The 23171-nt window shown below is 72.5% G+C and carries 24 protein-coding genes and 1 pseudogene; 8 read left to right on the forward strand and 17 right to left on the reverse strand.

The annotated features are described in order from the left end of the window. Positions 1-71 precede the first annotated feature (71 nt). Complete coding sequence (locus OHU34_RS30425; protein WP_142263871.1) at positions 72-431, reverse strand: arsenate reductase family protein; 360 nt, start codon at positions 429-431, stop codon at positions 72-74. A gap of 141 nt (positions 432-572) precedes the next feature. On the opposite strand from OHU34_RS30425, the gene OHU34_RS30430 reads away from it, so the two are divergent. After that, positions 573-887, forward strand: a complete 315-nt coding sequence (locus OHU34_RS30430) for a hypothetical protein (RefSeq protein ID WP_142263870.1) — start codon at positions 573-575, stop codon at positions 885-887. Between the two features lie 99 nt (positions 888-986). Here the strand turns inward: OHU34_RS30430 and OHU34_RS30435 are convergent, their stop codons facing one another. Beyond that, the gene (locus OHU34_RS30435; protein WP_142263869.1) at positions 987-2189 is read right to left on the reverse strand and encodes a winged helix DNA-binding domain-containing protein; all 1203 of its coding nucleotides are present in this window, start codon (positions 2187-2189) and stop codon (positions 987-989) included. 285 nt (positions 2190-2474) lie between these two features. Between OHU34_RS30435 and OHU34_RS30440 the strand changes: the two genes are divergently transcribed. Beyond that, entirely contained in the window at positions 2475-3815 is a 1341-nt protein-coding gene (locus OHU34_RS30440) for a DUF2252 domain-containing protein (protein ID WP_142263868.1), read from the forward strand. Between the two features lie 25 nt (positions 3816-3840). On the opposite strand, the pseudogene OHU34_RS30445 reads toward OHU34_RS30440, so the two are convergent. Continuing rightward, a pseudogene (locus tag OHU34_RS30445) lies at positions 3841-4581 on the reverse strand (alpha/beta hydrolase); the annotation flags it as partial. Between the two features lie 197 nt (positions 4582-4778). On the opposite strand from OHU34_RS30445, the gene OHU34_RS30450 reads away from it, so the two are divergent. Next, positions 4779-5060: a hypothetical protein gene (locus tag OHU34_RS30450; protein ID WP_405769345.1), complete on the forward strand. Its 282-nt coding sequence runs from the start codon at positions 4779-4781 to the stop codon at positions 5058-5060. Between the two features lie 16 nt (positions 5061-5076). Here the strand turns inward: OHU34_RS30450 and OHU34_RS30455 are convergent, their stop codons facing one another. The 5 genes from OHU34_RS30455 to glnA form a co-directional block, all read right to left on the reverse strand. Further along, positions 5077-5682, reverse strand: a complete 606-nt coding sequence (locus tag OHU34_RS30455) for a PspA-associated protein PspAB (protein WP_142263865.1) — start codon at positions 5680-5682, stop codon at positions 5077-5079. Between the two features lie 2 nt (positions 5683-5684). Then, positions 5685-6605 carry a zinc metalloprotease HtpX gene (gene htpX, locus OHU34_RS30460; protein WP_142263864.1) on the reverse strand — a complete coding sequence of 307 codons (921 nt, stop codon included), beginning with the start codon at positions 6603-6605 and terminating at the stop codon, positions 5685-5687. Between the two features lie 170 nt (positions 6606-6775). Further along, a complete protein-coding gene (locus OHU34_RS30465) occupies positions 6776-8017 on the reverse strand; it encodes a hypothetical protein (protein WP_405772427.1) in 1242 nt (413 codons plus the stop codon). 64 nt (positions 8018-8081) lie between these two features. Next, positions 8082-8339, reverse strand: coding sequence for a hypothetical protein (locus OHU34_RS30470; protein WP_142263862.1), 258 nt, complete (start codon positions 8337-8339; stop codon positions 8082-8084). 140 nt (positions 8340-8479) lie between these two features. Continuing rightward, positions 8480-9889: a type I glutamate--ammonia ligase gene (gene glnA, locus OHU34_RS30475; RefSeq protein WP_020126711.1), complete on the reverse strand. Its 1410-nt coding sequence runs from the start codon at positions 9887-9889 to the stop codon at positions 8480-8482. Between the two features lie 197 nt (positions 9890-10086). Here glnA and OHU34_RS30480 point away from each other — a divergent pair, with 197 nt between their 5' ends. Next, the gene (locus OHU34_RS30480; RefSeq protein WP_142263861.1) at positions 10087-10554 is read left to right on the forward strand and encodes an RDD family protein; all 468 of its coding nucleotides are present in this window, start codon (positions 10087-10089) and stop codon (positions 10552-10554) included. A gap of 88 nt (positions 10555-10642) precedes the next feature. Here OHU34_RS30480 and OHU34_RS30485 read toward each other — a convergent pair whose 3' ends face one another. From OHU34_RS30485 to lipB, 4 genes are all read right to left on the reverse strand, one after another. Then, a complete protein-coding gene (locus tag OHU34_RS30485) occupies positions 10643-11344 on the reverse strand; it encodes a DUF4191 domain-containing protein (RefSeq protein ID WP_028806309.1) in 702 nt (233 codons plus the stop codon). 78 nt (positions 11345-11422) lie between these two features. Beyond that, positions 11423-11623 (reverse strand): hypothetical protein, encoded by a 201-nt coding sequence (locus OHU34_RS30490; protein ID WP_020126708.1) that lies wholly within the window; start codon positions 11621-11623, stop codon positions 11423-11425. Positions 11624-11904: 281 nt separating this feature from the next. After that, positions 11905-12870 carry a lipoyl synthase gene (gene lipA, locus OHU34_RS30495; RefSeq protein ID WP_405769350.1) on the reverse strand — a complete coding sequence of 322 codons (966 nt, stop codon included), beginning with the start codon at positions 12868-12870 and terminating at the stop codon, positions 11905-11907. Positions 12871-12986: 116 nt separating this feature from the next. Next, positions 12987-13784, reverse strand: coding sequence for a lipoyl(octanoyl) transferase LipB (lipB, locus tag OHU34_RS30500; protein ID WP_230196161.1), 798 nt, complete (start codon positions 13782-13784; stop codon positions 12987-12989). 245 nt (positions 13785-14029) lie between these two features. On the opposite strand from lipB, the gene OHU34_RS30505 reads away from it, so the two are divergent. Further along, positions 14030-15550 (forward strand): regulator, encoded by a 1521-nt coding sequence (locus tag OHU34_RS30505; protein ID WP_142263858.1) that lies wholly within the window; start codon positions 14030-14032, stop codon positions 15548-15550. A gap of 154 nt (positions 15551-15704) precedes the next feature. Here the strand turns inward: OHU34_RS30505 and OHU34_RS30510 are convergent, their stop codons facing one another. Together OHU34_RS30510 and OHU34_RS30515 are read right to left on the reverse strand one after the other, a co-directional pair. Further along, on the reverse strand, positions 15705-17123 hold the full coding sequence (locus OHU34_RS30510) for an NAD(P)/FAD-dependent oxidoreductase (protein WP_405769359.1): 1419 nt from the start codon (positions 17121-17123) through the stop codon (positions 15705-15707). Positions 17124-17284: 161 nt separating this feature from the next. Next, the gene (locus OHU34_RS30515; RefSeq protein WP_142263856.1) at positions 17285-18178 is read right to left on the reverse strand and encodes a TIGR01777 family oxidoreductase; all 894 of its coding nucleotides are present in this window, start codon (positions 18176-18178) and stop codon (positions 17285-17287) included. Positions 18179-18249: 71 nt separating this feature from the next. Here OHU34_RS30515 and OHU34_RS30520 point away from each other — a divergent pair, with 71 nt between their 5' ends. Continuing rightward, complete coding sequence (locus OHU34_RS30520) at positions 18250-18747, forward strand: GNAT family N-acetyltransferase (RefSeq protein WP_200839657.1); 498 nt, start codon at positions 18250-18252, stop codon at positions 18745-18747. A 31-nt stretch (positions 18748-18778) separates the two neighbouring features. Here OHU34_RS30520 and OHU34_RS30525 read toward each other — a convergent pair whose 3' ends face one another. Next, positions 18779-19963 carry a MarP family serine protease gene (locus tag OHU34_RS30525; protein ID WP_054237954.1) on the reverse strand — a complete coding sequence of 395 codons (1185 nt, stop codon included), beginning with the start codon at positions 19961-19963 and terminating at the stop codon, positions 18779-18781. Between the two features lie 205 nt (positions 19964-20168). Between OHU34_RS30525 and OHU34_RS30530 the strand changes: the two genes are divergently transcribed. Further along, positions 20169-21029 carry a peptidoglycan recognition protein gene (locus OHU34_RS30530; RefSeq protein WP_405769363.1) on the forward strand — a complete coding sequence of 287 codons (861 nt, stop codon included), beginning with the start codon at positions 20169-20171 and terminating at the stop codon, positions 21027-21029. Between the two features lie 174 nt (positions 21030-21203). Next, entirely contained in the window at positions 21204-21470 is a 267-nt protein-coding gene (locus OHU34_RS30535; RefSeq protein WP_142263853.1) for a hypothetical protein, read from the forward strand. A 22-nt stretch (positions 21471-21492) separates the two neighbouring features. Here the strand turns inward: OHU34_RS30535 and OHU34_RS30540 are convergent, their stop codons facing one another. Together OHU34_RS30540 and OHU34_RS30545 are read right to left on the reverse strand one after the other, a co-directional pair. Then, complete coding sequence (locus OHU34_RS30540) at positions 21493-22014, reverse strand: DUF4240 domain-containing protein (protein WP_142267777.1); 522 nt, start codon at positions 22012-22014, stop codon at positions 21493-21495. Between the two features lie 67 nt (positions 22015-22081). Next, positions 22082-23098, reverse strand: a complete 1017-nt coding sequence (locus tag OHU34_RS30545; protein ID WP_405769366.1) for a helix-turn-helix transcriptional regulator — start codon at positions 23096-23098, stop codon at positions 22082-22084. Positions 23099-23171 lie beyond the last annotated feature (73 nt).

A 23171-nucleotide genomic window follows, 5' to 3' on the forward strand; every position in this document is an offset into this window, starting at 1 on the left:
GGAGGGTAGCAGTGCGCGGCGCGCCGACTCCCGCCGCCGGGCGGATCGTCGTCCGTCCGGCCGGCGCGCCGCTAACGGGACAACGCGTCCCGTACGGCTTCGTCGGTGCGGGCCACCAGCGCGGTGCCGTCGTCCGCCGTGATGATGGGGCGCTGGATGAGCCGGGGGTGCGCGGCGAGCGCGGTGATCCAGCGTCCGCGCGTACTCGCGTCCCGCGCCCAGTCCTTCAGGCCGAGCTCCGCGGCCACGGTCTCCTGGGTGCGCGTGATGTCCCAGGGTTCCAGGCCGAGGCGGTCGAGTACGGCCGCGATCTCGTCCTCGCTCGGCACGTCCTCCAGATAGCGCCGGACGGTGTAGTCGGCGCCCTCGGCGTCGAGGACGGTGAGGGCGCTGCGGCACTTGGAACAGGCGGGGTTGATCCAGATCTCCATGCGGCACACGGTAGCGGTCCGAAGCCCCGAAAGCCCTTGTGATCAGGGGCGATTGTCAGTGGTGGGCAGTAGAATAGAAGCAGTGTTCGAGGGTTCGCCGGAGGTTCCGGACCGGGCCCTGACCGCGACAGGAGGATGCCTGTGCCCGCTGCCGCACTGAAGCCGAAGCCGTTGCCGACCCAGTCCACCGCGAAGCGTTCCGTCCAGCTCGACCTGCCCTATGTGCCCGTCGAGAAGCGGCCGTTGCCGCCCGGGCGACCGCGCGAGTGGTACGTCACGCACAACCGTCGCCTGAAGGCGATGCGCCTCGCCATCGCCCTGCTCGACCTGGGCGTGTATATGCCGAACCAGGCCCGTAACGAGAAGATCCGCAGCACGGCGGAGCTGATCGGCGTTCATTCGCCGTCGGACACGACGTGCCACATGGTGCGGGCGCTGCTGCGGTACTCACGCTGAACCGGGCGCCGGGTGCCGTTCCCGGTGACGGCACCCGGCGTCGGCGTCCAGGGGCGGGGACGAGGGCAGCGACTCCGGGGACGGACGCGGGGACCGGGGTCACCTCACCAGGTCCTTCTCCACCGGGGTGCGGAACCTCGGTGTCACCCGGGTCGCCCCCAGCCACGACTCCAACCGTGCCGCCTCCGCCTCGATCGCCGCCTTCGCCTCGGCACCCACGCCCTCGCCGCCGCCCTTGTCCTCGCCGGCCAGGATCCGCCACACGATCTCGCCGTCGGCCCGTTGCGCCCAACTCCCCACCACCCGGCCGTTCCACCACACCGTCGGGCCCACGTTCCCGCTGTAGTCGAACAGGGCGGGGCGCAGCCCCGGGGCCAGATACCAGTCCCTGGCCTGCCAGCCCATGGCCGTCGGGTCGAGGCCGGGCAGCAGGGCCGCCCACGGTTCGCCGGGGGTGGGCACGGCATCCACGTCGTCCTCGACGACGTACCCCGTCCCCTCGTCCAGCGTCACCGCACGCGCCCCGATCGCCGTCAGCGCACGGCGGACATCCGTCACCTTCCAGCCCGTCCACCACTTCAGGTCGGCCTCCGTGGCCGGGCCGCACGCCGTCAGCCAGTGCCGCAGCAGATCCGACTGGGCCTGCGCCAGCGGCAGTTCGGCGTGCTCGGGGGCCAGAGCCCAGCGGAACTGGCTCGACGTCCACGAGCCCAGGGGGCGCCCCCTGACCACCTTGCCCTCCACCCCCAGCACCCTCAGCAGCCGCGTCACGACGGTGTGGACGCCCTCGTAGGGCTTCCCCGCCGCGTACACGAACTGCTCCCGCAGACGCGGCTCCTCGCGGGCCAGCTCGGCCGCGGTCGCCTGGCCGAGCCGGGCCAGGGCGGCCAGCGCCGACTCCTCGACCTCCTTCAGCCAGGCCGAGTCCGGTGCGCCGGCCTTCGCCATGTCCTTCACCAGGGCGGACCGCTCCCGCGCGGCGACCGCGAGGCCGGTCGAGGCGTGCACGACCGCCGTCGACGCCGCCGGGAAGACGAAGACGGTGTGCCGCATGCCGTGCATCCGGACGAGGCTCCGGTCCTCGTACAGCGCCCGGTCGGTCTCCGCCACCGTCACCGCCGGGTCGGCGAGGCGGGCGCCGACCGCCAGGTACACCGTCGCCGGGTCCGAGCCGTGCAGGGCGAGGAGCGCGTCGGCCACCGCCTCGGGTGTCGCGACCCGCGCCTGCGGGGCCAACCTGTGCCGCAGGGCCAGCCGCGCCCGCCGCTCGGCCACACCGATGTACCGCAGCCCGTCACCCATTACCGGCCTCCACCCCTCGTCGCCCCGTCGCCGTCCGGCACTCGTCCCTGCCCGCCATCCTTCCCGACACCACTGACAATCGGGTCCCGGCGCCCGTGACGCCGACGGCACCCGAGCCCCCGGGGCGCTCCAGGACCGCCGAGGCGGCCGGGGCTGCCGGGCGCGCCGGCTGTCACCCGTTCGACGTACCCGACATGCGGGCGCTCCCCTCCCGGCCTTCACTGCGAACAGGAGGCCGGGAAATGTGGTGAACCGGGAGGCGGATGTGGTGCGAAGGCGACGCGGATGACCACCCCCACCGACCGTGCCCGACGCGGCCGGGACGCCCGCAAGCGCGTCTCGCGTTCCGCCCACGCCCTCTGGGTCCCGTCCGTCGACCGGCCCGACCCCGTCGCCGTGCTGGAGCGGCAGGGCCGGGACAGGCTGCCCGAGCTGCTGCCGATCCGGTACGGGCGGATGGCCGTCTCGCCGTCCGCCTTCCTGCGCGGCTCCGCCGCCCTCATGGCCGCCGACCTGGCGTCGCAGCCGCACACCGGGCTGACGGTGCAGCTGTGCGGCAACGCCCATCTGCTCAACTTCGGTTTGTACGCCTCCCCGGAGCGAGGGCTGCTCTTCGACCTCAACGACTTCGACGAGACGTTCCCCGGGCCCTTCGAGTGGGACGTCAAACGGCTCGCCGCCTCGGTCGCGGTGGCCGCCCGCGAGAACGGCCACCCCGAGCCCAGGGTGCACCGCGCCGCCCTGGAGGCCGCGGCCGCCTACCGCACCGCCATACGCAGGCTGTCCCGGCTCGACGAGCTCGCCGTCTGGTACGAGCGCATCGACGCCGAACGGCTGCTGCCCCTGCTGCGCGCCGCCCGGCGCCGCGGACGGGCCGGGGGCAGCCTCACCCGCGCCCGCCGCCGCACCAGCCTTCAGGCCCTCGGCAAACTCACCGAGGTCGTCGACGGCCGCCGCCGCATCATCCACGACCCACCGCTCATCGAGCCCGCCGGCGCCTCCGACAGCGCCGCCCTGCGCAAGATCTTCAGCGACTACCGCTCCACCCTCACCGAGGAGCGCCGTCTGCTGCTGGACCGCTACCGCTTCGTCGACGCCGCCCGCAAGGTCGTCGGCGTCGGCAGCGTCGGCACCCGCTGCTTCATCGTGCTGCTCGCCGGGCGCGACACCGACGACCCGCTGTTCCTCCAGATCAAGGAGGCCCGCGCGTCCGTCCTGGAGGAGCACCTGCCCAGCGGCCCGTACGTCCATCCCGGCCACCGGGTCGTCGCCGGGCAGCGGCTGCTCCAGGCCGCCGGTGACGTCTTCCTGGGCTGGATGACCGGGCCGCAGAGCCGCGCCTTCTACTGGCGTCAGCTGCGCGATCTGAAGAACCCCGGGGGCGTCGCCGGGATGTCCCCGGCCGACCTCGCGGAGTACGCCCGGCTGTGCGGCACCGCCCTGGCCCGCGCCCACGCCCGGTCCGGCGACCGCGTCGCCATCGCCGGTTACCTCGGCGGTGCCGACACCTTCGAACGCGCCGTCGCCGACTTCGCCCTGACCTACGCCGACCGGACCGCCGCCGACCACGCGATCCTGGGCGCGGCGGTCGTGGCGGGGGTGGTGAGCGCGGCGCCGGGCGTCTGAGCACCGCAAGGCGCCCGGCCGGTCAGGAACGCGTCGCCGTCCCCCCGCCCTCGTCCGGGCCGGTCAGCACGGCGGTCACGAACGCGCGCCGGTCGTCCGCGTGGTCCTGGAACCACAGGCCCAGCCGGTGTCCCGCGGCGGGCAGTTCGAACCTCGTGTACCGGGCGCGGGTGGCGAGCGCGACCTGGACCGCCTCGGTCACCTGCGGCGGGATCACCGTGTCGGTGCCCGGCACGGCGAGCACCGCCCGGCCCTCGTACGCGCGCAGCACATCGAGCGCGGGCGCCTCGCGCCAGCTTCCGGGTCTGCGGATGATCGCGCTGAACTCCCCGTTCCCCTCGCCGAAGGGAACGTCCCATGCCCGGGCCGCGTACACCGCGGGCGCGCACAGGCCGAGCGCCGTGACCCGGTCCCGGTAGAACGCGGCCAGGTCGGCCACCGTCTGCCCGCTCATGCTGAACCCGACGAGCACCAGCCTCCCGTCCGCCGGGACGTACGCGTCGATCACGGAGACCGCCTGCTCGAAGCGTCGGCGCAGGCTCGACTCCCTCAGTTCGCCGCTGCTTTCCCCGTGTCCGGAGAAGTCGAGGGCGAGAGCGCGGCAGCCGCGGCCGGTGAACTCGTGGGCCAGCGGCAGGAGTCGCTCCTTGCTGCCGTTGCCGGCGCCGTGCAGCAGAACGGCGGTGACCGTTCCCGGACCACCGCCGTGCACCCCGCTGAGCCGCTCACCGTCGTACGCGTGCGTGAAGGGAGACAGTTCGCTCATGGGCTCCATTCACTCATGGGCGGGTTCCGCCCGGGCACCCCTTATGGCGGTTGACTGCCTGTCGAGTCCATTTCGCCCGACTCCAGGCCCGCGGAAAAGCAGATGCACGTTGAGTGACGGACTCCCTACGCTGAAGGCACCACCCCACCCCCCTCGCCACGCTCAGTCACCGTCCCTGCCCAGGAAGGAGGTACACCATGGGCACCGTCGTTCTCTCCGGGGCCGTCGTCCTGGTGGTCCTGGGATTCGGAAACCCGCTCTACTGGCTCGCCGCGGCCGGCGTGCTGTTCCTGTACGTGCGGTACGGGCTCGACTCGTCCGCACCGTCCGCGCCCGGCTCCGCGCCGAGCGCGGGAACCGCGCCGACGTCGTACAAGGCGTACCGCGACCGCCGTGACAAGCAGGCCAAGTGGGAGCGCCGCTACCGTCGCGAGCGCCCCCTGGAGTCCCGCCGTCAGGAGCGCGAGCGCAGCAAGTAGGGCCCGCCCGGTCCGTCTACAGGCCGGGGGCTCCCCACACCGGGAACCAGCGGGCCAGGTCCTGCTCGATCCGCAGGTCGCCTGTGAGGGCGGCCTGCACCTGCAGCTCCAGTGCGCCGTCGCGCCGCTGCCCCGGACCGGGCAGCGGCGCGAACGGGTAGAAGGAACCCCGCTTGTACAGGTACACGAGCGCCAGCCGACGGCCGCCCGCCTCCTCCGGCCCGTCCCGACGGTCCTCGAACCCGGCGAGGGAGCACAGCAACTGCGGCCCGAAACCGTTGACCTCCATCGCGCTGTTCACCGCGTGCAGGTCGTTGACCAGCAGCGGCAGCTGGTCGGGGGTGCGCTGCGAGAGCAGCCAGGAGTAGCCGAAGTCGTCCCGCACGAGCCGCACCGGGGGACCGGTGCGCTCGGTGTCCGCGTCCAGCAGCGCCTGTACCTCGCGATGCGTCTGCTCGAAGGCCGACCCCTCCACGGTCGCGAAGCACACGGCACCCTGTCCGGTCGGGGTGAACCCGGCCGCCGCCTCCAGCGTGACGGCCGCCGAAGGCAGCGCGAACAGCTGGTCCAGGTCGGGCACGACCGGCTTGGTCCGGCCGAGCAGGATGTCCAGCAGCCCCATGATCAGCCCGCCTTCCCCGGCGCGGCCGCCTCACCCAGCTCGGTGGAGATCCGCCCCAGCTGTTCGAGCCGCTGCTCCAGGCTCGGGTGGGTCGAGAACAGCCCCGCCAGGCCGGGCTCGGAACCCAGCGCCGGGGTGAAGTAGAAGGCGTTGAAGGCCTGGACCGTCCGCAGGTCCTTCGTGGGGATGCGGGCCAGGTCGCCGGAGACCTTCGTCAGCGCGGAGGCCAGCGCCGAGGGGCGGCCGGTCAGCTGCGCCGCCGCCCGGTCCGCCGCCAGCTCCCGGTAGCGGGACAGGGCCCGGATGAGCAGGAAACTGATCGCGTACACGGCCGCCGAGACACCCATCACGGCGGCGAAGACGACCGCGGCGTTCTGGTCCCTGCGCGCGCCGCCGAACACCTGCGAGTAGAACGCGAAGCGCACGATCAGCCCCGCGATCACGCCCAGGAACGACGCGACCGTGATCACCGCCACGTCCTTGTGCGCCACATGCGACAGCTCGTGCGCGAGCACGCCCTCCAGCTCGGCCGGCTCCAGCCGGGCCAGCAGCCCGGTCGTCACGCAGACCACCGCGTGGTCCGGATTGCGCCCCGTGGCGAACGCGTTCGGCATGCCCATCTGCGAGACGGCGACCACCGGCTTGGGCATGTCCGCGATCGCGCACAGCCGGTCGATCACGGCATGCAGCTCGGGATACTCCTCGCGCTCCACGACCCGCCCACGCATCGCGAACAGCGCGACCCGGTCGGAGAACCAGTACTGCGCGCCCAGCATCGCCACCGCGACGACCGCGACCAGCACCCACGACTTCAGCAACACGATCAACGCGGCGACGAACGCCACGTACAACAGTCCGAGCAGGAACAACGTGACCGTCATCCGCACGGTCAGCTGTCGGTCGCTCCGGAAACGGCTCTGCATCTGCATCACCCCGCAGTCAGGCACTCGCCCCACTGCCAGTGTGCACCGCCTCACCCCCATGAACGGTCCCCGAACGAACCCAGGCGGAGCAAAGACTCCCCGAGCCCGCCCGCCTGCCACCACCACCGGCGCGGATCCACCCCCGAGCCGACTCCCGTTCCGCTCCGGTCTCAGCGTCGTGCGGCCCGTGTCGCCCGCAGCCGCAGCTCCTCGTCGGGATCGGCCCGCAGCGCGGTCAGGGCCCGCTGCCCCGCGGCCCCACCCCGCTCCGCAAGCAGCCGGAACGCGGCGATCCGCACCGCCCGTGGCCACCCGGTGCCGAGCCGTTCGACGAGCCACTCCTGCGGCAACAGCGCTGCCGAGGGCAGCACCGCCGCGGTCACCTCCCGCACCACTCCGGGCGCCGGGTCGTCGAGCATCGGCAACAGCCGCCGCGCGTCGGCCGCGTCCAGCACGCGCAGTCCCGCCACGGCCCGCGCCCGCACGCCCGGGACCGGATGCCGGACGAGCGACCACAGCACCTCGGCGTCGCTTCGCTCCCCGCACTCCGCGAGCCCGGCGGCGGCACCCGGCGGCAGGGCGGGATCGCCCGGCTCCGCGCACCGCTCCCGGTACCAGGACAACGGATCGCCCCCGTGCTGCCGTACGACATACCGCGCGCAGGCCCGCACGAGCTCCGCCCGGTCGGCCAGGAACCCCACGGCCTGCTCCGCCCGCCCCGCCCGCCGCAGCGCGGTCACCCCGGCGGAACGGACCCGCGGGTTGCGCGCGGCGAGCAACGGCTGGAGTACGTCGTCGGGGTCCTCGTCCACCATGGCGGCCAGGGCGGCGTCCGCGCACAGGTTCTGGACGACGGTGTCGTCGTCGCCGGCGGCGACCCGGGCGAGCCCGCCGGGGGAGAGGAGCCGTTGCGCGACCGCGAGCCGGTACGCGAAGCGGCGTACGGCGCGATCGGGGTGCGCATACAGACACGCGAGCCGTTCACGGGGCGCCCCGCGGAACACCTCGGCGAGCAACTCCGTCGCGAAGGCGCCCTGGCGCCGGCGCCCGAGGAGCAGGATCAGCGGCGCGAGCGTGACGGCGGCACCGGGGTCGAGAACCTCGCGGAGCACCTTTCGGGCGCGCTCGCGCACCGGTGCCACCCAGTCGGCGCACCGCAGGACGACCAGCGGCAGCAGGTCGGGGTACCGAGCCGCCGGCCCCAGCGCCGCCTCACGCGTCCAACCGTCACGATGGCAGAGGGCGAGTGCCAGCCGGGGCTCGTCGAGCAGCGACGGATCGGCCGGCAGCTGGGCGGCTTGCTCCCACTGCGGCAGACCTTCGAGGTGGTACGGGAGCACCACCCGCGCCGCCTCGTCCCACGCGATCCAGGCCCGTGGATCCGCGACGACGAGCGCGTTCGCCAGGGGCATGCCCCCGGCGAGCCGCACCGCTGCCGCCGACCCGCCCCTGATGTCCTCCCGTACTTCCCGCACCTCAGTACTGCGCCCGGAACCGCGTGTACCCCAGCAGGAGGATCACCGCGGCCACGCAGCCCAGGACGAGCGCCGTCGACAGCCAGGACGAGCGGGGCGATGCCACCCGGTCCGGGTCGCAGCGGAACGGGACCGGCTCGGGTGGGTTCTCCTTCCAGCGGGCGGCCAGCATCCTGGCCCGCGCCGAGGGTTCCTTGTGCGCCGCGTCGTCCGCCCACCTGAGGTCGAACTCCCGCTCCACATCATCCTGTTCGGGCATTCCCGTCTCTCCCCCGTCACCTCTGTCGAGGCCTTCCAGTCGAACAGCAGTGCCAGAAACCATACGACGACGCCCCCGTCCCTGAGAAACAGGAACGGGGGCGGACCCGAAGGCTCACGGACCTGACGGCCCGGGGTCGATCACACGTCGTAGTACAGCTCGAACTCGTGCGGGTGCGGGCGCAGCTGGAGCGGGGCGATCTCGTTGGTGCGCTTGTAGTCGATCCACGTCTCGATCAGGTCGGACGTGAAGACGTCACCGGCGAGCAGGAACTCGTGGTCCGCCTCGAGGCGGTCGAGGACGGCCGGGAGCGAGGTCGGGACCTGCGCGACGCCCGCGTGCTCCTCGGGAGCCAGCTCGTAGAGGTCCTTGTCGATCGGCTCGGCCGGCTCGATCTTGTTCTTGATGCCGTCCAGGCCCGCGAGCAGCAGGGCGGAGAACGCCAGGTACGGGTTGCCGGAGGAGTCGGGCGCGCGGAACTCGACGCGCTTGGCCTTCGGGTTGGAGCCCGTGATCGGGATACGCATGGCCGCGGAGCGGTTGCGCTGCGAGTACACCAGGTTGACCGGCGCCTCGAAGCCCGGGACCAGACGGTGGTAGGAGTTCACCGTCGGGTTGGTGAAGGCCAGCAGCGACGGGGCGTGCTTGAGGATGCCGCCGATGTAGTAGCGGGCCATGTCCGACAGGCCCGCGTAGCCGGCCTCGTCGTAGAACAGCGGGGAGCCGCCGGTCCAGAGCGACTGGTGGACGTGCATGCCCGAGCCGTTGTCGCCGAAGATCGGCTTCGGCATGAAGGTCGCGGTCTTGCCGTTGCGCCAGGCGACGTTCTTCACGATGTACTTGAAGAGCTGGAGGTCGTCGGCCGCGGCGAGCAGCGTGTTGAACTTGTAGTTGATCTCGGCCTGGCCGGCGGTGCCCACCTCGTGGTGCTGGCGCTCGACCTGGAGGCCGGACGCGGCCAGCTCCAGGGAGATCTCCGCACGCAGGTCGGCGAAGTGGTCGACCGGCGGGGTCGGGAAGTAGCCGCCCTTGTAGCGGACCTTGTAGCCGCGGTTGTTCTCGAGCGCACCGGTGTTCCAGGCGCCGGCCTCGGAGTCGATGTGGTAGAAGGACTCGTTCGCCGAGGTCTGGAAACGCACGCTGTCGAAGACGTAGAACTCGGCCTCGGGGCCGAAGTACGCGGTGTCGGCGATACCGGTCGACGCCAGGTACGCCTCGGCCTTCTTCGCCACGTTGCGCGGGTCACGGGAGTACTGCTCGCCCGTGATCGGGTCGTGGATGAAGAAGTTGATGTTCAGCGTCTTGTCGCGGCGGAAGGGGTCCACGCGCGAGGTCGACAGGTCGGCGCGCAGCGCCATGTCGGACTCGTGGATGGCCTGGAAGCCCCGGATCGACGAGCCGTCGAAGGCCAGCTCCTCGTCCGGGTCGAACGCCTCGACCGGCAGCGTGAAGTGCTGCATGACGCCCGGCAGGTCGCAGAAGCGGACGTCGACGAACTTGACGTCCTCGTCCGCGATGAACTTCTTGGCCTCGTCGGCGTTCTGGAACATCCAGCTCCTCCTACTCCCGGCCGTCGAGCCGGGGTGGTAGTTCGTTCGTGCGGCCAGTGCGGTGGCACACGCTGTCATCGACCCTAGGGACGGGTGATTTCTCGGGCGTGACCCATTTGTTTCGCACAAGTTAACCGGAGCCCGCCCGGTGTACCCCACCTGTCCGTATCGCGAAACGGGCGCAGTACCGTGGTCGGGTGGACAACAGGGATGCAATCGGCTCGTGGCTCTCGGGCCCCCGCGCGGCCGCCGAGGAAGCCGGTGTCGACTTCGGATACAGGGGTGAGCAGCTCGGTCTGCCGGAGGACGGGCCGGGCTCGATCGCCCGCCCCGGCCGGCGGCTCGGTGCGCTGGCCGTGGACTGGGGTTTCGGCGTCTTGATCGCATACAGCTTGATCACGGACGGCTACCGCCCGGCGACAAGCAACTGGGCCTTGCTCGTCTTCTTCGTGCTGAGCGTCCTGACGGTCGGCACCGTCGGCTGCACCCCGGGCAAGCGCCTGTTCGGCCTGCGTGTGGTGTCCGTCGACACCGGCGCGGTCAGCCCCGTGCGCGCCGTGGCGCGCACGATCCTGCTCTGCCTGGCCGTCCCGGCCCTGATCTGGGACCGCGACGGCCGTGGCCTGCACGACCGCCTGGCCCGCACCGTGGAGGTCCGGATCTGAGTTCCCGGTCCGGCCGGCGGGTTCCGGTACGACGAAGGGGGCGCCCGGAGTGATCCGGGCGCCCCCTTCGTGACGTGGGGAAGGTGACTCAGCGGGCCTTGCCGCCGCCCTTCGGCAGGCGCATGCCCTTCGGCATCGGACCCTTCGGCAGCGGCATGTTGCTCATCAGGTCGCCCATGGCGCGCAGCCGGTCGTTGGTCGCGGTCACCTGCGGACCGGCCAGGACCCGCGGGTACTTCAGCAGGGTGGTGCGCAGCTTCTTCAGCTCGACCTGGCCCTCGCCCGTACCGACGATCACATCGTGCACCGGCACGTCCGCGACGATGCGGTTCATCTTCTTCTTCTCGGCGGCCAGCAGGCTCTTCACCCGGTTCGGGTTGCCCTCGGCGACCAGGACGATGCCGGCCTTGCCGACGGCCCGGTGCACCACGTCCTGGCTGCGGTTCATCGCCACCGCGGGGGTCGTCGTCCAGCCGCGGCCGATGTTGTCGAGGACGGCCGCGGCAGCGCCCGGCTGGCCCTCCATCTGACCGAAGGCGGCCCGCTCGGCCCGGCGTCCGAACACGATCGCCGTCGCGAGGAAGGCGAGCAGGAAGCCCAGGATTCCCAGGTAGACCGGGTGGCCGATCAGGAATCCGATCGCGAGAAAGACGCCGAAGGTGATGAGGAAGACACCCGCAAGGACAAAACCGATCGTCTTGTCGGCCTTGTGGGTCATCTTGAACGTCAGGGCGATCTGCTTCAGTCGCCCGGGGTTAGCGGCGTCCGCCGCACTGTCACTTCTCGCCATGCCACGAAGTCTACGTGGCCCCGGAAGCGCCTACGACGGCAGGAGGGGAGGTGTGGGGAGGTGTGGGGAGGGGGTGGGTCAGGGGCGGGCGGTGGTGACCGCTTCGAGGACGCGCTGCGCCTCGACCCGGTCCTTGGCGCGACGGCGGTCCTCCAGCACGGAGGTCCAGGCGTTGCGACGGGCGGTGCGCTGGCCGCTGCTCATGAGCAGCGACTCGACGGCGCGCAGTGCGGTGCTGAAGGTCGGGATCGCGGTGGCGCGAACGGGCGCGGCCTGCATGGTGGGTGTCCCCCTCGGACGGCTTCGGGTACGGGGCTGGCTGGTGCACCTGATGTGATACCAGCGTCACTGATTGGTGTTACCAGGGCGTGACCGACCGGTCAAACACGAATGAAACCTTGATGCGCAGGGCCGAAACGCTGACGCGACCCCGGCGTACGCCCTCATCTGCGAGGACGGCCGGGGCCGCGTCATATCGGTCACTACTGGTCGGTAGTATCTTGTGCGCGAATTCACACAGTCGGCCTGCGACCGTACGGTGCAAGAGAGCTGACGTAGCGTCAGACGGCCTGTGAGGCGATGAACGCGCCGCGCTTCTCGATGGCCATCCGGTACAGGCGCCCGGCACGGTAGGAGGACCGTACCAGCGGGCCCGACATCACGCCGGAGAAGCCGATCTGCTCGGCCTCCTCCTTCAGCTCCACGAACTCGTGCGGCTTGACCCAGCGCTCCACCGGGTGGTGGCGCACGGAGGGCCGCAGGTACTGCGTGATGGTGACCAGCTCGCAGCCGGCGTCGTGCAGCTGCCGAAGCGCCTCGCCGACCTCCTCACGGGTCTCGCCCATCCCGAGGATCAGGTTCGACTTGGTGACGAGCCCGTAGTCGCGGGCCGCCGTGATGACGTTCAGCGAACGCTCGTAACGGAAGCCGGGGCGGATCCGCTTGAAGATCCGCGGGACGGTCTCGACGTTGTGCGCGAAGACCTCGGGCCGCGAGGAGAAGACCTCGGCCAGCTGCTCCGGCACGGCGTTGAAGTCGGGGGCGAGCAGCTCCACCTTCGTGCGACCGGACTCGCGCTCGGCGGTCTGCGCATGGATCTGCCGGACCGTCTCGGCGTACAGCCAGGCCCCGCCGTCCTCCAGGTCGTCGCGGGCGACGCCGGTGATGGTGGCGTAGTTCAGGTCCATCGTGACGACGGACTCGCCGACGCGCCGCGGCTCGTCACGGTCCAGCGCCTCGGGCTTGCCGGTGTCGATCTGGCAGAAGTCACAGCGCCGGGTGCACTGGTCGCCGCCGATCAGGAAGGTGGCCTCACGGTCTTCCCAGCACTCGTAGATGTTGGGACAGCCGGCTTCCTGGCACACGGTGTGCAGGCCCTCGCTCTTCACGAGGTTCTGCATCTTGGTGTACTCGGGACCCATTTTCGCCCGGGTCTTGATCCACTCGGGCTTGCGCTCGATGGGGGTCTGGCTGTTGCGGACCTCCAGGCGCAGCATCTTGCGTCCGTCGGGTGCGACTGCGGACACGTCGGCTCCCTGCCTGTCTGCGTAGACTTTCGATTCTTCGGCGTACACCAGGGTACGCCCGTGTTTACCGGGTCCTGCTGTGAGGCCAACCTCAGGGACGAGGGGGCCATTCCCGGTCAGGCGGTCGCCTTCTCGATCTCCCGCGGCTTCGGTTCCGCGGTCTCGAGCACATCCTTCAGGTGTCGCTCCACCACCGGCAGCACCTCGTCGATCGTGACGTCCCGGCCCAGCTCGTTCGCCAGCGAGGCGACCCCCGCGTCCCGGATCCCGCACGGGATGATCCGGTCGAACCACTTGTTGTCCGGGTTCACGTTGAGCGCGAAACCGTGCATCGTGACGCCCTTGGCGACCCGGATCCCGATCGCCGCGATCTTGCGGTCCTCGCGCCGCTGGCCCGCGTTCGACGGGGCGTACTCCGGGCCGTTCAGCCGCGGATCGAACTCCTCGTCGGTGAGCCGGGGGTCGAAGTCCAGCGACAGCCCGCCGAGCGAGGGGCGCCGCTCCACCGGGTCGCCGAGCACCCACACCCCGCTGCGGCCCTCGACCCGGGAGGTCTCGAGGCCGAACTCCGCGCACACCCGGATCAGGGCCTCCTCCAGGCGCCGCACGTGGGCGACGACGTCGACCGGCCGTGGCAGCTTGAGGATCGGGTAGCCCACCAGCTGCCCCGGCCCGTGCCAGGTGATCTTGCCGCCGCGGTCCACGTCCACCACCGGGGTGCCGTCCAGGGGGCGCTCGTCGTCGGCGGTGCGCCGGCCCGCGGTGTACACCGGCGGGTGCTCCAGGAGCAGCACGGTGTCCGGGACCTCGTCGGTGAACCGCGCCGCGTGCACGCGGCGTTGCTCGTCCCACGCCTCCTGGTACACGACGGCGTCGCCGCCGAACCCCATCCGGACGAACCGCAGCTCGCTCACGGCAAGCGCCTCCCTGGAAAGTCGTCAGGCACGTAACGCGCCCAAGCCACTGTACGTCCGCGCGTTCCGCGTCAGCCCCGGGGTCAATCCTCACACGATCGGATGAATGAACGTCGATATGTGCGACCGGCTGCTTACGCTCCGCTACATTCGCGCCGTTCGCGAGGCCAAAAGGGCTGCTCACAGCAGCAGAGCACTTCATCCGGGCACGTCAAAGGCCCGGCAGGCAGGAGACCGCACCGCAGATGACGGAACGACCCGCGCAGCGCACTCCCAACCGCCAGCTCGCCGCGCTCATCGCAGAAGCGGGCTTCTCCAACGCGGGACTGGCCCGTCGCGTCGATCAGCTCGGCCTCGAACACGGGCTGGATCTCAGATACGACAAGACGTCCGTCACCCGGTGGCTGCGTGGGCAGCAGCCTCGGGGGACCACTCCCGCGCTCATCGCCGAGGTCTTCACCCGGCGTCTGGGCCGTCGCCTCACCGCCCAGGACCTCGGCCTGGACGCCTGCGCCCCCGTCTACGCGGGCCTGGAGTTCGCCGGTACCCCCGAGGAGGCCATCGACATCGTCGGAGGGCTCTGGCGCAAGGACTCCGGCAGCCATGCCGAGCTCCGCAAGATCGCCTTCACCCCGGCGGGGCTCGTCGTGCCGAGCCGCGACTGGCTGATCGGGCGGGCCGACGAGAAGGTCGCCCGCAGCGAGCCGCCCGCCCGGGTGCCCGTCCAGAGCCGTTCGGGGCCCCGGCCCGCCGCACCCCAGCAGCGCGCGTCCGCGCCGCCCGTGATGGCGCAGGCCCAGGTACTGCCGGGTCCTGCGGCCGTCCCCCGGCAGCGCGGCCAGGGCAGTGAGCGGGGCCTCGGCCAGCGGGTCACCGGCGGCGACATCTCCGCGCTCCGCTCGGTCGGCGAGCTCTTCCGCACCCTCGACGACCGGTACGGCGGCGGTCACGCCCGCCAGGCCCTCGTGCGCTACCTGGAGCACGAGTGCGAGCCGATGCTGCGCGGCGCCTACGGTGAGCAGACCGGCCGTCGGCTCTTCGGCGCGGCCGCCGACCTGACCCGCCTCGCGGGCTGGACCTCCTTCGACATCGCCGCGCACGGCCTGGCCCAGCGCTACTTCGTCCAGGCCCTGCGCCTCTCCCAGGCGGCCGGGGACCGGGCGTACGGCTCCTTCGTCCTCGTCACGATGAGCCGTCAGGCCGTCTATCTCGGCCACGGGCGCGAGGCCGTGCAGCTCGCGCGGGTGGCCCAGCAGGGGGTCGGCACGGGCGCCCCGGCCGTCGTGCAGGCGCTGCTGCACTCGGCGGAGGCGCGTGGGCACGGGGTGCTCGGCGAGGTGCGTGCCTCGACCGCCGCCCTCGTCCGCGCCGAACGCGCGCTGGAGGCGGCCAAGTCCGGCGACGAGGTGCCGCACTGGGCGCGCTTCTTCGACGAGGCGCAGCTCGCCGACGAGTTCGGGCACTGCCACCGAGACCTCCAGCAGTTCCGGGCGGCCGCCCAGCACGCCGAACGCTCCCTCCAGCTGCGTCCCGCCGCGCACGCCCGCAGCCGGCTGTTCTGCCGGGTCGTCCTCGCCTCCGCCCGGCTCGGCCTGGGCGAACTCGACCAGGCCTGCCAGCTGGCCGCGGAGGCCGCCGGGCAGGCGGCGGAGATGAGGTCCGTGCGCGCACTGGAGTACGTCCGGGACTTCGAGCGCCGACTGGAGCCGTACAAGGACGCGGCCCCGGCCCGCACCTACCGCGACAAGGTCTCGGCCCTGGGCTGACCTCGGCCGCCGGGGGATGCCGCCCCCAGACCCCCGTAGCGGCCCTGAACGGGCCTCGTCCTCGAACGCCGGACGGGCTGACAGGTGCTGAACTGGTTCTTCGGTACAGGCCGGGGGGCGGAACCCCCAGGGGCACCCGCCCCCGGCCCACCTCTCACGCCGCTGCCTGCTCCTCGTGGGCCGTCGGCAACGGTTCGGCGGCGTGCAGGGAACCGGCGGCGCCCAGATCGGAGACGATCGCCGACGCGGCCCGGTGCGCCGAGTGCAGCGCGCCCTGCACGGTGCTGGTGTCCCGATGGTCGCCGCACACGTACAGGCCCGCCAGCAACCGCACGGCCCGCCGCAGGTCGTGCGGCGCCCGCATCGCCGGCACGGCCTCGGCGGTGTGGTGCACGGCCAGCGTCTCCCAGCGCGCGGTCGAGGTGCCGTACAGCCGGGACAGATGCATGCGTACGGCGGTGTCGACGCCCGGCGGCGGTGTGCCGAGGACCGTGGACGAGATCAGCGCACGTCCCGCGGGGGCGCGGCCGGGGTCGACCCGGCTGACCACGGCCGTGTGCGCGACCGGCCCGCCCCGGTCGGCGTCGAGGAGCAGCGACGCACCGGTCCCGGGCGGGTCGTCCGTCGTGTGGTGGACGACCGTCACCGGATGGAAGTCGGGCACCCGCAGCCCGGGCAGCAGCTCCGCCGCGGTGCGCGCGTCGGTGGCCACCAGTACGGCGCGGCAGCGGAACTCACCGTGCTCGGCGGTGGTCACCGAGGTCGTGGAGACCGAGGTGACCCTTACCCCGGTGTGCACGGTGCCCGGCGGCAGCGTCCGGGCGAGCAGCTCGGGCAGTACCTCGGCCCCGCCCTCCGGCAGTGACAGCCGGCCGGCCGCGAAGGCGCGCAGCGCGAGGTCCGCGCACCGGCTGGAGGTGGTGAGGTCGGGGTCGCAGAGCAGCGCGGCGAGCAGCGGACGCAGGAAGCCGTCGATCGTGCGGGCGGGCAGACCACGGGTCGCGAGGGCCTGGGCGGCCGGCGACTCCGGACGACGCATCAGTCGTTCGGCGGGGGTGACCGCGAGCCGGGTGAGCGCGGCGCCCAGCCGGGCCTGGTCCACGGCGGTGCCCAGCGGCGCCCCCGCCCGGACCCTGGGTGGCGGCGCCGGCCGTACCCGCGCGGCCGGGGAGCCGCCGGCGCGCGGCCTGGGCACCCCGCCCGGCCGGGGAACGCTCGCCAGGGCGCGTACGGCGTGCAGTGCGCCCCTTGCGCTCCCCGTGCCCGCCTGCGCGCCCGCGCGGTGATGGCGCCCGTCGCTGTGCAGCAGGACCCCCGGCGCGAACGGACGCAGGACGAGGGCGTCCAGCCCCGGTGTCAGGTCCAGTTCCGGATACGCCGTGGACAGCAGCTGCCCGATGCGGTCGAGTCGGAACCCGTCGACCTTCTCCGTCGACATGCGGCCGCCCACGTAAGGAGCGGCCTCCAGGACTACGGTCGTTACTCCTGCGCTGGCCAGCCGGTGCGCGGCGGAGAGTCCGGCGACACCGGCTCCCACCACGACGACGTCTGCCTGGTACGCGGGCTCAAGCACGTGCCCCTCCTCGAGGTTGCGCGGCCGGTGGAGACGTCATGCCCCCAACAGCCGTCCCGGATACCCGAGTTCGGGTCGAGGTTAGGGCCGTGATCGGTCAGGAACAGTCGCGCATGGACAGGGCACGGTCGCACGGCGGTCGCATACGGTCACGTGAAGGATCAGGCTGCCCGGATGGCGTCCTCGATCCCGGGGAACGCGAAGGTGAACCCGGATTCCAGCAGTCGCTTCGGCACCACCCGTGCGCTGCCCAGCACGTCCCCGGCCATCTCGCCCAGTACCGAGCGCAGCACGGGAGCCGGCACCGCGAACAGCGTCGGCCGGTGCAGCACCCGTCCCATCGCCTCGGTGATCTCCCGGTTGGTCAGCGGCTCGGGCGCGGTCAGGTTGAACGGCCCCGACAGGTCGTCCCGGTCGAGCAGATGCCGGATCGCCGCCACCTCGTCGTGCAGCGCGATGTACGACCAGTACTGCCGGCCGTCGCCCATCCGCCCCCCGAGCCCGGCCGTGAAGAGCGGGAACAGCTTGCCCCAGGCGCCGCCGCCGCGGGCCACGACCAGCCCGGTCCGGGTGAAGACGGTACGGACGCCCGCCTCCCGGGCGGGGCCCGCGGCGGCCTCCCACTCCACGCACAGCTCCGGCAGGAAGCCGCTTCCGGCGGGCGAGTCCTCGTCCACGATCCGGTCGCCCGTCTCGCCGTACAGACCCATCGCGCTGCCGTTCACGAACACCCGCGGCCGTTCGTCGAGCGAGGCGACGGCCTTCGCGAGCGCCGTCGTACCGTGCACCCGGCTGTCATGGATCCGCTTCTTGTACGCCTCGCTCCAGCGCCGGTCGCCGACCCCCGCCCCGGCCAGATTGACCACGGCGTCGCACCCGGCGAGCCCTGCCGTGTCCACCTGTCCCCGTTCGGGGTCCCAGCGCACCTCGTCCGCGCCCCGGGGCGCATGGCGCACGAGGCGTACCACCCGATGCCCGTCCGCGGTCAGGGACCGCACCAGGGCGCTGCCGATCAGGCCGGAGGCACCGGCCACCGCGATTCGCTCACGTTCCATGCGGCCATCCTGCCCGCTGACCCGGTAAAATCCCGGTCCGGGCGCCGTTCGTCCGCCATAGGGTGACGGCCATGCCCGAGCCTTCCGTACCCCGCATCCGCACCGCACGGTCCGCCGACGCCGAGGCGCTGGCCCTCGTCGACCGTCTGACCTGGTCCCCGCTGCACGCGGTCATGCCCGAGCCGGAGCCGCCGTACGCCCCCTTCTTCGACGAGCGCCACGTCCCCGAGGACTATCTGGTCGCCGAACTGGACGACCATGTCATCGGCTACGTCCGTCTCGCCCTGCCCACCCCGCTCGCCTGCAACGCGCACGTGCGGCAGATACAGGGCCTCGCCGTCCTCGACGAGGGACGCGGTCGGGGCGTCGGACGGGCGCTGATCCGCGCCGCCATCGAGGAGGCCCGCAGACAGGGAGCCCGCCGGATCACCCTGCGCGTCCTCGCCCACAACGCCCCGGCCCGGGGGCTCTACGCGTCCGAGGGGTTCGTCGTGGAGGGCGTGCTGCCGGAGGAGTTCCTGCTGGCCGGGGAGTACGTGGACGACGTGTTCATGGGGCGCCCGCTGTAGAGCGCCGCCGCGGCGCAGCGGCGCTCTGGGCTCACGAGGTCGCCAGCTTTCCGGTGTCCACCGCTTGCGTCGCCTTCGCGGCCCGCTCGGCGTCGCCCGCCACCTCGGCCGCCGTGAGCACGTACCCCGTCTCGTCGTCGGAGGTGGAGCGGGCGAAGACGACGCCGTAGACCCGGCCCGCGGTGGTCAGCAGCGGGCCGCCGGAGTTGCCCGGCCGGACGGTGGAGCGGATCGAGTAGATCTCCCGGGTGACGATCTCGTCGTTGTAGATGTTCCGGCCGGTGGCCTTCACCCGGTTCGCGACCGTCGCCGCCTGGAGGTTCAGGTCGCCGTCCTGCGGATAGCCGGCGACGACCGCCGAGTCCCCGCGCGAGGCGTCGTCGTCGAAGCTCAGCACCGGCGCTTTCAGGTCCGGCACGTACAGCACGGCCACGTCCTTGTCCGGGTCGAAGAGCACCACGCGCGCGTCGTACGACCGGCCGACGCCGCCGATCCGTACGGTCGGGTCGTCGATGCCCGCCACCACGTGCGCGTTGGTCATCACATGCTCGCTCGCGTACACGAAACCGCTGCCCTCGCGGCCCTGGTCGCCCGAGACGCCCTCGATCTTCACCGTGCTCAGCTTGGCCGCCTCGGTCGCGCTCGGCGTGACGCTGTCGCCGGTGGGCTTGGCGACCTCGGCCGTCGACTCGTTCTCGAACGGGTTGAAGACCTGCGGGAAACCCGCCTGGGTCAGCGCCGAGGTGGCCCGCGAGAACCAGGTGGGCGTGGTGTCCGGCATGGCGTCCTGCACGGCGCCCAGCAGCCGGGAGTCCCGTATGGACGACGTGACCACGGGGGACGAGGACGCGCCCAGCACGCTCGCCGCCACCCACGCCACGATGAGCACCGCCACCGCGTTCGCCGCCGCCCCGCCGACCCCGTCGGCCACTCTGAGCGGCCCGCGGTCCAGTTCCCGCCGCAGCCGCAGCGCCAGCCGCCCCGCCAATTCGTGTCCGGCCACCGCGGGCAGGAGCACCGTGACCACCGCCGTGACCGTCGCCGCCGTGGTCCCCGGTGTGACCAGGTCCATCAGCCACGGCAGGACCCACACGCCGATCACCGCGCCGCCCACGAACCCGGCGAGCGAGACACAGCCGGCCACCAGTCCACGCCGGTAGCCGGAGCCGGCGTAGGCCAGGATCACCAGCACCAGCAGGATGTCGAGCAGGTCCACACGGCCGCCTTTCTCTTGGAACCCCTGGTCGGTGAGTACGTGCGGGAAGGGCCCAGTGATCAGCTACATCGATCACCCGCGCGTGACCGGCCGAACCGGCCACGCGTGCGTGCCACCCCGGAAAACGTCGTGGACCGGGACGATGGTTCCACCAGGTGGCACAGCACACATCGCGGACGGACCGGAACCGGTCGACAGTGGGTTCATGTGTGCCCTCCGACCGGCCGCCCGCGGCGCGCGGGGAACGCGAGGACGGCGCCCGGCGCGGATACCGGGCCCGCTCCTCGTGCTCCTGGGCTGCCTGCCCGGGTTCGCCGCCATGGCTGCCCTGGGGCTGTGCGCGGGTGGCGTCGACGACGCCACCACGGCGGCGTCGGGCCCCCGCTCGCCCGCCGCCCGGCCCGCCGCCGTCCACCCGGCGGCCCGGCCGCCCGTCGTGCCCCGCGCCGCCTGGCTGGACGACCTCGCCCGGCACGCGCAGCCTCCCCCGCGCTACGACGACAAGGTCGTCGCCGTCTTCGTGCACCACACCGACTCGCCCAACGGCTACGCGTGCGCCGACGCGCCCCGGATCATCCGCTACCTGTACGCGGGTCAGATCGGCGCCCGGGACTGGGACGACATCGGCTACAACTTCCTCGTCGACCGCTGCGGCACGATCTACGAGGGCCGCGCGGGCGGCGTCGACCGGCCCGTCACCGGCGCCCACACCCAGGGCTTCAACCACCGGACGGCCGGTATCGCCGCGCTCGGCACGTTCACCGCCGGGGTGCCGGTGCCGCAGGCGATGGTCGACGCGATCGCCGCCCTGACCGCCTGGAAGCTCGGGCTGTCCGACATCGACCCGCGCGCGGACGTCCGGCTCACCTCCAGCAACAGCCGCAGCCGGTACGCCGCGGGCACCACCGCCACCCTCCCGGCGCTGGCCGGCCACAAGGACGGGTACATGACCAGCTGCCCCGGCGCCGCCCTCGCCGCGCGTCTGCCGGAGATCCGGGAATCGGCGGCCCGGCTCCAGGGCAGAGCGTCCGCCCGGGCCGCCGGGAGTCTCACAGGAACGCCTTAGGCGGCGTTCAGGGTTCTCCCATTCCCGCGTCCTACGGTCATGCACAACACAAACCGACTGGAGGCGGGGATCATGAACAGCAGTCGTAACCGGTCCGCGGGGAACACGGGAGACTCCGGCAGGAAGGGAGACCCGGGGAGGGCGGCGGGGAACGCGGGGAGCACGGGAAGCTCCGTGTACGGGGGAGATCCGGCGTACGCGGAAAGGACGGGAGCCACGGGCGGCGCCGCCACCACGGAGCGGGGCCCGGCCTGGGCCAAGGCCGCCCGCAGCCCCTGGACCGTGCTCTGCGCCGTCGCCGCGGTCGTCCTGGGCCCGGCCGCGACCACCGCCTCCGCCCTGGAGCAGGCCAACAAGGCACCGATGCACCACGCGGTGCGGGTCGATCAGGCGCAGGCCTACATCCCGACGGACAGCACCCGCCGCAAGCTCGCGGTGTGACCGCCGGCGCGGGTCACTCCCGTCACTCCTTGAAGCGCTGCCACAGCCGGGGATACCGCTCGGCCAGCGCCCCCTCGTTCTCGAAGACGACCGGTGTCCCCTCGGGTTCGGCGGGCGCGGGCGGAATGCCCAGGTCCGGGGCGACGGTGCCGGTGAGCTGCTCGTAGGCCTCGTCGGCCGCGTAGCCGAGTTCCTCGGCGTCGCCGTCGATCTCCTCGTCGAAGTCGTCCAGCAGATCGGCGAGCGCGTCCGGGTCGCCGTGCAGGGCGCCCTCGAAGACCTCGCGTCCCTGCCCGATCAGCCAACACCGGAAGAAGTCGAAGGCGTCGTCGCTCGCCCCGTCCAGCAGCAGCCAGGCAGCGCCCCACAGGTCCCAGCGGTAGGCGCGGTTGTAGCGGGACTCGAAGTGCCGGGCGAAGTCGAGCACGGAATCCGGATCCAGCCGGAGCAGCCGCTCCACGAGCTGGTCGGCCTGCTCCTCGGGATCGCCCTCGGCGGCCTCGCGGGAGGCGTCCACCAGCTCCCAGAACTCCGTCTCGTCCATCACGCGTCCAGCATCGTGCCTCGAAGTGCGCCACGCACCCGGAGTGCGGGGGATTCCGGCGGGATTCTCACCCTTCCCGACGCCCGTAGAGCTCGGTCAGCCGTCTCGCGTCCGCGGCGAACCGCTCCCGCAGTGTGGCCGGGAAGAGCACCTCGGCCTCCGGTCCCAGCGCCGCGAGCTGCGTGTGCGCCACCTCCTCCGACTCGACCCGCAGGGTGACCGTCGCCCAGCCCGTCGCGTCCGGCCCCGGGACACCCGCCAGCGCGTCTCTGGCGGCCACCGGATCCACGGCGTGCGGCAGGTTGCGCACCCCCGTCGCGGAGAGCCGCAGGACCACCTCGGCCCGCAGGATCGACCGCGCGAACCGCTCGGCCTGCTCGCCCCAGAACCCGGGCAGATCGAAGCCCTCGTCCCTGCTGAAACGATCCTCCATGACGTCGACACCGACGAACCGGTCGATGCGATAGGTCCGGAACGCTCCCGTTCCCGCCTTCGCCCCCTTCGCCTCCGTCTCCGCCATGCGGACCCGGGCGCACAGGTACCAGACCCCTGCCTTGAGGACGAGCCCGTACGGCTCCAGCTCCCGCACCACCTCGCTCTCCCCGCGCCGGTAGCGGGCACTGAGGCACCGGTCGTCCCACACCGCGTCCGCGACCGCCGGCAGCAGGGCCGGCGCCGCCGGCTCCCGGAACCAGGCGGGCGCGTCCAGATGGAACCGCTGCGCCGCCGTACGCGGGGCGTCCCGCAAGGAGGGCAGCAGAGCCGCCGACACCTTCAGCCGTGCGGCCGACGCGATGTCCTCGAGCCCCATCTCCCGCAGCGCCCCCGGCACCCCGCTCAGGAACAGCGCCTCGGCCTCGTCGCGCCCCAGCCCCGTCAGCCGCGTCCGGTAGCCCCCGACGAGCCGGTAGCCCCCCGCCCGCCCGCGCTCCGCGTACACCGGCACGCCCGCCTCGGACAGCGCCTGCGCGTCGCGTGTGACGGTCCGCTCCGACACCTCCAGTTCGCGGGCCAGCTCGGACGCGGTCAGGGTGGGCCGGGACTGGAGAAGGAGCACCATCTTGATGAGGCGGGCAGCACGCATGGGGACATGATGCGGGGCGCATCGCCGGCGGGGCGGCCCGGGTGCGGAAAACCCGGCTCGGGCCGGCGCCGGA

It is taken from the genome of Streptomyces sp. NBC_00080 (genome assembly GCF_045041255.1).
In the GTDB taxonomy this organism is placed as follows: Bacteria; Actinomycetota; Actinomycetes; order Streptomycetales; family Streptomycetaceae; genus Streptomyces; species Streptomyces coriariae.

What these genes read in the sequence shown, in the direction of transcription:
- OHU34_RS30425 (WP_142263871.1), bottom strand. Translation starts at nt 431, where the DNA reads ATGGAGATCTGGATCAACCCCGCCTGTTCCAAGTGCCGCAGCGCCCTC.
- OHU34_RS30435 (WP_142263869.1), bottom strand. Translation starts at nt 2,189, where the DNA reads ATGGGTGACGGGCTGCGGTACATCGGTGTGGCCGAGCGGCGGGCGCGG.
- OHU34_RS30440 (WP_142263868.1), top strand. Translation starts at nt 2,475, where the DNA reads ATGACCACCCCCACCGACCGTGCCCGACGCGGCCGGGACGCCCGCAAG.
- OHU34_RS30450 (WP_405769345.1), top strand. Translation starts at nt 4,779, where the DNA reads ATGGGCACCGTCGTTCTCTCCGGGGCCGTCGTCCTGGTGGTCCTGGGA.
- OHU34_RS30455 (WP_142263865.1), bottom strand. Translation starts at nt 5,682, where the DNA reads ATGGGGCTGCTGGACATCCTGCTCGGCCGGACCAAGCCGGTCGTGCCC.
- htpX (WP_142263864.1), bottom strand. Translation starts at nt 6,605, where the DNA reads ATGCAGAGCCGTTTCCGGAGCGACCGACAGCTGACCGTGCGGATGACG.
- OHU34_RS30465 (WP_405772427.1), bottom strand. Translation starts at nt 8,017, where the DNA reads ATGCCCCTGGCGAACGCGCTCGTCGTCGCGGATCCACGGGCCTGGATC.
- OHU34_RS30470 (WP_142263862.1), bottom strand. Translation starts at nt 8,339, where the DNA reads ATGCCCGAACAGGATGATGTGGAGCGGGAGTTCGACCTCAGGTGGGCG.
- glnA (WP_020126711.1), bottom strand. Translation starts at nt 9,889, where the DNA reads ATGTTCCAGAACGCCGACGAGGCCAAGAAGTTCATCGCGGACGAGGAC.
- OHU34_RS30485 (WP_028806309.1), bottom strand. Translation starts at nt 11,344, where the DNA reads ATGGCGAGAAGTGACAGTGCGGCGGACGCCGCTAACCCCGGGCGACTG.
- OHU34_RS30490 (WP_020126708.1), bottom strand. Translation starts at nt 11,623, where the DNA reads ATGCAGGCCGCGCCCGTTCGCGCCACCGCGATCCCGACCTTCAGCACC.
- OHU34_RS30505 (WP_142263858.1), top strand. Translation starts at nt 14,030, where the DNA reads ATGACGGAACGACCCGCGCAGCGCACTCCCAACCGCCAGCTCGCCGCG.
- OHU34_RS30515 (WP_142263856.1), bottom strand. Translation starts at nt 18,178, where the DNA reads ATGGAACGTGAGCGAATCGCGGTGGCCGGTGCCTCCGGCCTGATCGGC.
- OHU34_RS30520 (WP_200839657.1), top strand. Translation starts at nt 18,250, where the DNA reads ATGCCCGAGCCTTCCGTACCCCGCATCCGCACCGCACGGTCCGCCGAC.
- OHU34_RS30530 (WP_405769363.1), top strand. Translation starts at nt 20,169, where the DNA reads ATGTGTGCCCTCCGACCGGCCGCCCGCGGCGCGCGGGGAACGCGAGGA.
- OHU34_RS30540 (WP_142267777.1), bottom strand. Translation starts at nt 22,014, where the DNA reads ATGGACGAGACGGAGTTCTGGGAGCTGGTGGACGCCTCCCGCGAGGCC.
- OHU34_RS30545 (WP_405769366.1), bottom strand. Translation starts at nt 23,098, where the DNA reads ATGCGTGCTGCCCGCCTCATCAAGATGGTGCTCCTTCTCCAGTCCCGG.